Annotated in this window: 1 protein-coding gene; it reads right to left on the bottom strand. The window is 69.2% G+C overall.

All coding sequences use genetic code 11. The annotated features are described in order from the left end of the window. The coding region (locus tag AC2H6A_RS17625) for a beta strand repeat-containing protein (protein WP_484275027.1) at positions 1–5,231 on the bottom strand (5,231 nt) is incomplete at both ends.

The raw sequence follows: 5,231 nt of genomic DNA, 5'->3' as shown, positions 1-5,231 counted from the left end.
GGTGCCGCCGGTGGCCGTGAGCGTGTAGTTGCCGGCATCGTCGCCCGTCAGGCTCGCGCCGCTGACGGTCACCGTCTTGCCGGTGCCCGCGTTCTTGTCGACGAACACCGCGCTGCGCGTGATGCTCAGGCTGTCACCCTGCACCCGATTGTCGGTGCTGCTGACCGTGGCCGTGACGCTGCCGTCGTAGGTCTTGTTCACGCCGGTGTAGCTCACCGTCAGCGCTCGCGGATCGATGGTCGCCGTGGTGGTGCCGCCGGTGCTGGTCAGCGTGTAGTTGCCGGCATCCGAGCCCGACAAGCTCACGCCACTGACCGTCACGGTCTTGTTCATGCCCGCGTTCTTGTCCGCGAACACTGCGCTGCTCGCGATGCTCAGGGTGTCACCCTGCACCCGATTGTCGCTGGCGCTGACCGTGGCCGTGACGCTGCCGTCGTAGGTCTTGTTCACGCCGGTGTAGCTCACCGTCAAAGCCCGCGGTGTGATTGTGCCGATCGGCGCTGACACGAGGCTGGTGCCGGTCTGGTAACCGAAGACGGACACGCCCTGATTGTCGGCCGACGCAATGGCCAGGCCGCTGACGGCCACCGTCTTGGCACTGCCCGCATGGCGATCATCGAAGCTCACCGATCCCGCCTGCCAGACCAGATGATCGTCATCGCGAACGCCCGCGCCGACGAGCGTGACCTGCGATAACGAGGAGCTCGCGTTGCCGTCGTAGGTCTTCTGCACCGAACCGACCAGCGCCGGTTGAACCGTGGGCGTGATCTGATAGAGGAAGCCGTTGCCGGTGCCCGGTCCGCCGTAGGCGCTACCGCTGTAAGACTGGCCGTAATGGCGGAATCCATGCGCAAGCCCGCCGCGATCTCCGCCATCCGGCGTCGACGAATAGATCAGCCAACGCCCGTCTGGCGCAGAGACTGCCGAAGGGCCCGCCTGGTTGCTGAAGACGCCGCCGGTGACCAGCACCGCGGCGTCGCCGCTGCCCGATGCCTGAAGCGATCCGGCCGCATCGATGATGAGATTCCCCGCCGCCTGGATGAGGGCCTGCCCGCCAGCCTGCAACGCGCCCTGAACGCGGACCGCGCCCTGTCCGGCCTGCAGCGTGAGGCTGCCCGCCGACGCGATGGCGCCCGTGCGCAGTTCTCCCTGGGCCTGGCGGATCGACACGCTCCCCAACTGGCCTCCGATGGCCCCTCCCCCCGACTGGTCGAAGCTGGAGGTGACCGTCAGGCTGCCGGTGCCCTCGATCCGGCCGCCGGACAACTGCACCGTGGGCAGGCTCAATGCGCCGTTGAGGGCGAGAAGACCGGACTGCACCTCGGCGACACCCACGCCGGAGACGCTTCCAACGAGCGACGCCGTCGCCGTGCCAGTCACCCTGAGACGACCATCCACCTGCGTGGCCCCGGTGACGGTGAACGACCCACCGGACACGACAAGGCTGTTGCCGCCACCGATCCGCAAACCGCCGATGGTGGTGATGCCTGTTCTGTGGGTGACATCAAGCCCCGAGCTGATCACCACGGTGTCGTTGGCGCCGGGCAGCGTCCCGCCCCAGTTGGCTGGCGACGACCAGTCGAGATTGCCGGCGGCGTTCACGAAGGTGACCGTCCCCTCACCGCCGAAGAGCAGGCGGCCGGCCTCTCCGGCCTGCTGGTAGTAAGCGACCGAGAAGCCGCTGGGAGCCGCGGTGGACGAGAAAGTCTGGCTGGCGGTACCGCTCGCCGTCAGGAACGGGATGGCATCCGCCACGACTGGCGTGTAGCCCGACAGCGGCGGCACCGCCAGCTGGCCGCCGATCACCACATCCCCGTCGACATGCAGCCGCGCGCTCGAGCCCGGCGCAGTGCCGCCCACGAGAATCTTCAGCGTGCCGCCGGTCAGGTCGACACCGCCCTTGACCGTGAGCACATCCGGCCCGATGGGCACCCCGGGCGCGATCGTGCCGAGGTTGCGCATCGAGCCGCCAGAACCGAGTTGCAGGACGCCCAGCCCGCGGAAGGTGCCGCCCTCCTGATTGAGCATCACGCCGCCAAGCGACGACTGAGGACCGGACATGTCCACGAGGGCGCCGGCCTGCAGGTTGGTGTCCCCGGCGTTGGTCCAGCGGGCCGAACTGCCGACATCGGCACCCAGCGACAAGCGACCACCGATCGTGGCTGCCTGACGGGTGACGAGTTCCGTCGCCCCGACGATCGAGGCGGCGCTGCCATGACTGTCCAGGGTACCGACCTCCAGCGTATTCCCGCCGGTGACCTGCACCGTGGCGGCATCACCCAGGCTCAGGGACTGCAGGCGCCAGGACGAACCGGACTGGGCGCCGCCCAGAGCGAGCGTCCCGCCCGAGACCGACAGCGGCGCGATCGGCTGGGCCTGGCTGGCCGCCCGGAGAGACTCTCCCAATCGCAGCGTGCCGCCACTGATCTCGGTGCCCTGGCCGGCGGCGATCAGCGGCGCCTGGGCGTGGTGGTCCACGCTCACCGTCGCGCCAGACACCCGCAGCCTGCCCCCACCCTCCAGCGAGGCACCGGCCAGCAGGGCGCGGTCACCCGCTGCGAAATCCAGCTTGCCCCCCATCGCGACCGAGTACACGCCGGCATCGTCACCACCGCCGCCGATCACCAGCCGGCTGCCGGCATCCACCTGAACCCGACCGGCATTGTCGACGCGAGCGGCCGTGATGGCCTGATCACCGGAACCCGCGGCGATCAGCAGGCCGTGGTTGGTCACGGCCAGTGGCGCGTGATACCCCGTGATCGGGGCCGGGTTGCTTCCGTCAAGGGAAATCGTGGCGCCCGGTTCGTTGACCAGACGATTCGTGGCAGCAGCACCGTCAAAGCGGATGGAACCCTGGTCGCGCAGGCCGAGATTGCCGGCGTTGCTCCAGGAAAAGCCCGCCGACTGCTCGCCCACGATCCAGAGCTTGCCCTCGACCACCGACGCACCGGCTGTCCGCAGGCTGCCGCGGCCCTGCAGGAAGGAGTCCACACCCGAGGCTCTGACCTCGAACCTATCGGCGACCGAGAGCGCGCCATTGGCCGTGAGCACGCCGCCCTCCAATGACAGGCGGCTGAGCGCAGCCGAACCATTGAGCACTGCGGTACCGTCAATCATCTCCAGGGCACCGGTCTGCCCGCCGACCACCGAGTCGCCCGCCTGGAAGCTGCCGCCAGCCACGCGCAGCGTCCCGCCGAGCGTGGTGGGCCCGGTGACCGACAGCGATCCGCCCGTGACCGACAGCGAGTTCTGCCGGTCGATGGTGAGGGCCCGCACCACGGTGTTGCCTGCGCCATGGCTGACGGCATAACCGCTGCCGCTGCTGATCACCGCTTCGTCATCCGCGCCGGGGGCGCCACCGGTCCAGTTGCCCGGGGTCTCCCAGCGCAGATCGCCCACGGCGTTGCTGAAGACCCGGCTGCCAGCCGGTGCAAAGACCAGCCTGACCGCCTCGCCGGCGGCCATGCGATAGGACGGACTGAAGCCCTGGGGCAGGTCGAGCGTGTTCGAGAAGGTGCCGCCGGACTCCGCGGTGGCGGTGACCACCGGCAGGAATTCGCCCGAGGCGAGAGCCGTGGCGCCCTGGAGCGAGCCGATGAGAAGGCCGCCCAGCGTCACCTGACCGGTGACGGCGAGCTGGCCGAAGCTGCCCGGCTGGGTACCGGCAATCCGGATGTCGAGCTTGCTGCTCTGGCCAAGTTCCACATCGCCAGTGACGCGCAGCGTTCCCGGTGCCGCCCCTCCCCCGGGCCGGAGGGTGCCCTGGTTGACGAGCCGATTGGCACCCGAACCGACCACGAGGGTGCCCGTGCCCGTGATCAGACCGGTGTTGGTCAGCCCGCCCTGCGCGTTGGGCTGGCGGGTGAGGGTTCGGCCGGCATCGATCTGCAGCGTGCCGGCCTGCTCGAAGGCGGCGTAGGTGTTGATCTCGACATCACCGGCAGACGCCCGCACCAGGCCCTTGTTGATCGCGGCATCGCCCCCGAGCCGCATGGTTCGCGCCGCCACGCTGGCATCGATCACGCCCTCGTTGACCACGCGATTGCCGACCCCGCCGGCCGCGGACGACATCGGCAGGCCATAGCCGTTGATGACCAGCCCCTGCCCGAAGGTGAGCGTCTGCTGCGTACCGGTCTGGTGGAGCGCCGCCCCGGCCAGGGTGAGCGTGGCGGAGCCCGACACCGGCGCGATCCGCTGCACGGCGCTACTGGTGTCGAATGTGAAGCCGCTCCCGTTGAGGGTGATCATGGCGCCCTCGGCAAGCGTCAGATCGCCCGCGACCGACACCTTGCCGCCGATGGGCATGTTCGAGCCGAGGGTCACCCCGGCGAGCGTGGCGCCAACACCGCCGGTGAACCCGGCCGGACCGAGCAGCGTGCCCCCGGTGATGGTGCCGGTGAGGGTACGACTGCCGCCAACGAACTGCAGCTTCGTGCCGGCGCCGAGGGTGTAGGCCGTGTCGTTGCCCTCGGCATTCAGCGCCAGCGTGCCGGCCGTGACCGAGACCAGGCCGGTATTGGCGAAGACGCCATTCGGATTGACGCCGTCGATCAGACTGAAGCCCGCCGTGCCGGACACCGAGACCGAGATGAGGCCCTGGTTGCTCAGCGTGAAGGTACCCGCACCACTGCGGGCAATCGGCGTGTCGTGCGTGCTGGTGATGCTCAGGGTGCCGGTGTTCAGGAGCGTGGCATTGCCGGAATAGCCGCTCGCGCCGAAGACGATCCGGTCATCGCCCCCGAGCGTGAGGTTGCCGGTATTCGTCCAGGTCTTGCCGCCGGCAATGCTCAGGCTGCCGCCCGCCGCTTCACCCATGGCAATGGTGCTGTTGCCGGTGGTGGTGAGCGTGCCCGAACCGGCAATCACGGCGCTGCTTCCGGTGGCCCTGAGCGCGGCAGTCACGCTCACCGGCGTGCTGTTCTCGAACACCCCACCGGCAAGATCGAGCGTGGGCAAGGAGAGATTGCTGCCGTTGCGCATCACCAGCTTGCCGCCCGACACCACCATGGGGGCGAGTTGTCCGTTCTGACCGTCGCCGATGGTCAGTGAGCCGGCGCTGACGAGAACGCTGGCGCCCTCCTTCACCAGCGTCAGGCCCCGCTGATCCAACACCGTCGCGCCGGACACCTGCAGCGAGCCTGCCCCGCTTCCGCTGATGCCGGTGATGTTCGCGCCGCCGCTGAAGGTGAAGGCGCCGGCTGCGAAATCCAGCGTGGCGCCCGAGGCCACCT

The sequence above is a fragment of the Quisquiliibacterium sp. genome (assembly GCF_982640115.1).
The sequence above is the reverse complement of the archived record's forward strand: the minus strand, read 5'-3'. Positions and strand labels throughout refer to the sequence as shown.